Source organism: Dehalococcoidia bacterium, assembly GCA_041653995.1.
In the GTDB taxonomy this organism is placed as follows: Bacteria; Chloroflexota; Dehalococcoidia; order GIF9; family UBA5629; genus CAIMUM01.
The window spans coordinates 1-4,201 of sequence record JBAZEK010000042.1; the positions used below are offsets into that span (position 1 = coordinate 1).

Genomic DNA, 4,201 nt, shown 5'->3' on the forward strand with positions numbered 1-4,201 from the left:
CAAAGGCACCGACGAAGAAGCTATCATGTATGTGTGTGAGACTGCCGAGGGTAAGACGTTCAAGGTCAGGCCCTGTGGCACCATAGAGGGTCGTAAGGAACTGTGGTTGGGGTTCTGTGAGGGCACTTATGATCCCGTGGGCAAGCTCTACACGGTGAAGTTCCAGAACATGACGGATCAGGGCAAGCCCCGCTTCCCGTCCGGGCTGGGGGTGAGAGACTATGAGTGAGCTTAAAGTCCAGATTACGGGTAAGCACCCACATACCGGCGAGTTCGGCACTATTACCGTAGAAGATGACAAAACAATCAAGTTGAACTGGCTGCACATGGCTCTGGTCAAGCTGGATAACTGCCCTCATGGGACTGATTCATGCTTCGCTCAGAAGTCAAACCTGAGAGTGGTCCGATGAAGAGATGTCGCTGTGGCAATGAAATACGCAACGCTGAGGGTGTAGCGTGGGTCGGCGAACTCAATATGATCTGCCGAACCTGCTGCGGCGACACTCAAGACGGCAAACCTGACTTCATCAACGGTCGTCCACACGTGGGAATCGGCATGCCCCAGGGCAGCTACTCCTACGGCCTTAGAGCGACCAGGATAACGACACACGCAGCGAGGTAGACTTTGAGCAATCATTACCCATCAAGCTTTCTTTCTTGGGTCAGAGATCATGAAACGCTCAACATAGCGTTCACCGGCCATCGCCCGGACAAACTCGGCGGGTATGGCTCCATAAGACCCGTTTATCTGAATGACACCCTCGATCTCCTTGATACCATCGGTATCGAACGGATCAAGTGGGCTTACGACGGCATGGCCCAGGGCTACGACTGGGAAGCGGTCAAGGCGTGTTTTCAGCTGGGAATCTCCCTCGTAGCTTGCCGACCCTCCGAAAGACAGCATACGATATGGCCTGATCGTGCCCAGCAGCTCTACAGAGCCCTCCTGAACCAGCTCAAAGCCTCTGGTGGCAAGATTGTGAACGTTGAGCAGTGCATTCTTCGTCCTACGGTCGGCGAGAGCGAGTATTGGAGCAAGAAAGCCGGTCTCATAGAGGTCTACCATAACGCCAAGTCCAGCAGGCACCAGACAGCCATTTTATGTGAGCTGAGGAACCAGTATATGGTCGATTCAGCCGATCTGGTCATCGCGTGTTGGGATGGCAGCTCCGGCGGTACTGCCAACTGTGTCAAATACGCCGAAAAAGCAGGGATTCCCTGGATCAATATCATGCGAGTGAGGAGCTAACTTATGATGAGGATTGGATTTGCCGGAGTTCCCGGTTCAGGCAAGACATCGACCGCCCGAGGGCTCGCGGCTGCTTGTCGAGGAATCAAGGGTCTTGAGAACGTTGAGTTGTCAGCCGAGTATGCCCGGCGCTATATCATCAAGCATGGTGGGATCACGGACATCTGGGAGCAGTTTCGCATCCTGAAGAAGCAGATGGACTGGGAGGAATCGGTCGGCGACGCTAATCTCGTCATCACCGATGCCCCGATCTTTATGGGCATGATGTATGCTCAGATGCTTTCCAAGGGCACGCCCAAAGACGTGATGGTGATGAATGATCTCTTCAGTGAGCTGAACAAGGCCAACAACCCGAGGCCACGATATGACATCATCTTCCATTTGCCGCCGCTCCTGAAGCCCGTAGACGACGGTGTGCGTCCGGCCAGCAACTTTGACCCGCACTGGCGAGAAAAGGCCAACAATTCGCTTCTGGGTGTCTTTGAGGTATTCAAACCCTACCTCTTCTTCACCGTGGACCTGCCGAACCTCGAAATGAGGGTAGAATGGTGCCGTGAATTGATCGCGGAATACATCAGGCAGTGCAATGAAGCCGGTGCAACCCTACGCCAGGATAACTTCGACGCTCCGCCACTGCCCGATGTCTTCTATATCGAGGTAAACGGCATCATCCATCGCGCCGACGCCCACGGGATCGCCAAATGTGAGCATGCAAGCGCAGCTCCTCAACGACTCATGCCCGTGAAAGGTCAGCAGTGCCCGATCTGTTTTGGTGGAGGTTCAGCATGAAAGAGGTAATTGAGGGATTTGTCATCTCTGACCCCAGAGGCTCCGATGAGTTCCCTATTTTCGTGATGAATCCCATTATTTACTCAAGTGGGCATCATAGTCTCACCATTGAGCACATGATCGAGGATCACTGTCTCTGTGTGGCCGAGGGATCACGTCCCGACGCTGAAAATGGCCTCAATTTGGGGTATCTGAGGCAGGCATTTCGCCGAGCCAAGGCTGCTTTTGAGGAGGGGCGAAAGTGCATCCACCTCTACTTCAAAGTTGAGTGTGAGATTGACCCTGAAAGCCGGGGAGTTTACAAAATAACCAACTACATGGGTTCAGAACGCCTGAATCCAGGAAAGCACGAGGATTAAGTATGGCAATACTCATCACCGGGGGCTGCGGCTACATAGGCAGTCATACCGTCAAAGCTCTTGTAGAGAAAGGGGAAAAGGTTCTTGTTATCGACAATCTCAGCGCCGGGCATCAATCAGCCATCGATTATGGCTCTCTGACCTACGGCAGCTGTGGCGGAGCCAGCGCACTCCGACGATTGTTCAAGAACTACGACATTGAAGCTGTAATCCACTTCGCGGCCAAAGCGTCCGTGCCGGATTCATGCATCAACCCCGACGCCTATTATCATTCTAACGTCTGCAATACTTTGGTGCTTCTTGGCACCATGGCGGACTTCGGCTGCAAAAAGATCATCTTCTCCTCGTCTGCCGCCGTGTACGGCGAACCTGCGAGCATTCCGATCCGTGAAGATGCGCCCAAGAATCCCACGAACCCCTATGGTCGGACAAAACTGATGATCGAACAGGTCTTGGCCGACTACGAAGTAGCCTACGATCTGAAACATATCTCGTTCCGCTACTTCAATGCAGCTGGAGCAGCAGTTGATGGCTCCATCGGTGAGGATCATCGCCCCGAACAGCATCTCATCCCGAGTGCCATAAAAGCCATCCAGGAGGGCACGGTCTTGAATGTCTACGGCACCGAGTGGGATACTCCTGATGGCACATGCATCCGGGATTTCGTCCATGTGTCCGACATCGCCGAAGCTCATATCGCAGGTTTGAACGCCTTGCGAAACGGGAATGAAAGTGACGTATTCAACCTCGGCGGACATTGCGGATTTTCCGTGCTTGAAGTTGTCCAGGCCATTGAACGGATCACCGATCATACGATACCTCTCAAGTTCTGCGAGGCTCGTCCTGGTGATCCGGCAAGGCTGGTAGCTGATGGTAGTCGAAGCATGGGGTTGTATACTCCGCGCTATGGCCTCGATGACATCATTGAAACGGCCTGGCGCTGGCACCGAGATCATCCGAGAGGATACAACGACTAATGAGAAGCTTACTTTGGTGGTTGTTATGGCGTATCGTCCGCAATAGAGCCGTTCTGGTCGCCAGGAAGCGCGGTGTGCGCCGAGATGAGGGCGGCTGGCTCTATCAGACAGACCAGCTCCGTATTGAGTCTTTTGGCATAGGGGCTCGGGTTTCTGTGCCCTTGTCCAAGCAGCAGCTTGAACGGGAGACGGCCTTGGTCGATGATGGGAGCAAATACTGGCGTCTTGTTCTCTGGTCACAGGGTGGTACCCTGAAAACCTGGAAGTTTGGTCCTTGGGCGAAAGAGATAGGACAGTTGGTTTGGCGGATCAAGCGATACAATAGAGGCAGGTGAATGGAGACCAGCTGCGAGGCAGCAGGGGAGGACAAGATCATGAAGATAGTAGCTTGCGGTGGTTGCTTCGACGTGATTCACGCCGGACATATCAAATTGCTCGAAGAAGCACGGAAGTTAGGCGATATGCTCATCGTTCTGGTCAACGAGGATGCGTACGTGGCAGGAAAAGGCCCTGGACGCCCGTACATGCCGCTTGAGGACCGAATGACGATCCTACGGGCGTTGCGGCCCGTCAGCGCCGTTCTCAGCTTTCCTGACGATACTCCTTGTCGAATGCTGGAGATAATCGAGCCCGATGTCTTCGTCAAGTATGTCGAGTACGAGGGCAAGAACATTCCCGAGGAGGCTACAATGAAGAAGTTGGGCGGTGAAATGGTCTTCATAGATTCAGGGATCGATGTCCACAGCAGCGATATTCTGTGTGGTAGATACATAGAGCACATGGTGCCCGTCGTAGGAGTAGAATGAAGCATAATAGGGTGAAGACCA

8 protein-coding genes are annotated in these 4,201 nt (G+C 53.5%); all 8 read left to right on the forward strand.

What is annotated here, in order from left to right:
* The coding region (locus WC359_14915) for a hypothetical protein (protein MFA5401740.1) at positions 1–229 on the forward strand (229 nt) is incomplete at its 5' end.
* Positions 222–410 carry a hypothetical protein gene (locus WC359_14920; protein ID MFA5401741.1) on the forward strand — a complete coding sequence of 63 codons (189 nt, stop codon included), beginning with the start codon at positions 222–224 and terminating at the stop codon, positions 408–410. The genes WC359_14915 and WC359_14920, both read left to right, overlap by 8 nt.
* Positions 407–622: a hypothetical protein gene (locus WC359_14925; GenBank protein MFA5401742.1), complete on the forward strand. Its 216-nt coding sequence runs from the start codon at positions 407–409 to the stop codon at positions 620–622. The genes WC359_14920 and WC359_14925 overlap by 4 nt, the downstream gene beginning before the upstream one ends.
* A 3-nt stretch (positions 623–625) precedes the next feature.
* Positions 626–1,249: a hypothetical protein gene (locus tag WC359_14930; protein ID MFA5401743.1), complete on the forward strand. Its 624-nt coding sequence runs from the start codon at positions 626–628 to the stop codon at positions 1,247–1,249.
* A 3-nt stretch (positions 1,250–1,252) separates the two neighbouring features.
* Positions 1,253–2,038, forward strand: coding sequence for an AAA family ATPase (locus WC359_14935; GenBank protein ID MFA5401744.1), 786 nt, complete (start codon positions 1,253–1,255; stop codon positions 2,036–2,038).
* The gene (locus WC359_14940; protein MFA5401745.1) at positions 2,035–2,397 is read left to right on the forward strand and encodes a hypothetical protein; all 363 of its coding nucleotides are present in this window, start codon (positions 2,035–2,037) and stop codon (positions 2,395–2,397) included. Before WC359_14935 ends, WC359_14940 begins: the two co-directional genes overlap by 4 nt.
* 2 nt (positions 2,398–2,399) lie before the next feature.
* Positions 2,400–3,374, forward strand: a complete 975-nt coding sequence (galE, locus tag WC359_14945; GenBank protein MFA5401746.1) for a UDP-glucose 4-epimerase GalE — start codon at positions 2,400–2,402, stop codon at positions 3,372–3,374.
* A gap of 374 nt (positions 3,375–3,748) precedes the next feature.
* Positions 3,749–4,180 carry an adenylyltransferase/cytidyltransferase family protein gene (locus WC359_14950; GenBank protein MFA5401747.1) on the forward strand — a complete coding sequence of 144 codons (432 nt, stop codon included), beginning with the start codon at positions 3,749–3,751 and terminating at the stop codon, positions 4,178–4,180.
* Positions 4,181–4,201 lie beyond the last annotated feature (21 nt).

Excerpts from the sequence above, each read along its gene's own strand:
- WC359_14920 (MFA5401741.1), top strand. The coding sequence starts at position 222 with ATGAGTGAGCTTAAAGTCCAGATTACGGGTAAGCACCCACATACCGGC.
- galE (MFA5401746.1), top strand. The coding sequence starts at position 2,400 with ATGGCAATACTCATCACCGGGGGCTGCGGCTACATAGGCAGTCATACC.
- WC359_14940 (MFA5401745.1), top strand. The coding sequence starts at position 2,035 with ATGAAAGAGGTAATTGAGGGATTTGTCATCTCTGACCCCAGAGGCTCC.
- WC359_14950 (MFA5401747.1), top strand. The coding sequence starts at position 3,749 with ATGAAGATAGTAGCTTGCGGTGGTTGCTTCGACGTGATTCACGCCGGA.
- WC359_14935 (MFA5401744.1), top strand. The coding sequence starts at position 1,253 with ATGATGAGGATTGGATTTGCCGGAGTTCCCGGTTCAGGCAAGACATCG.
- WC359_14925 (MFA5401742.1), top strand. The coding sequence starts at position 407 with ATGAAGAGATGTCGCTGTGGCAATGAAATACGCAACGCTGAGGGTGTA.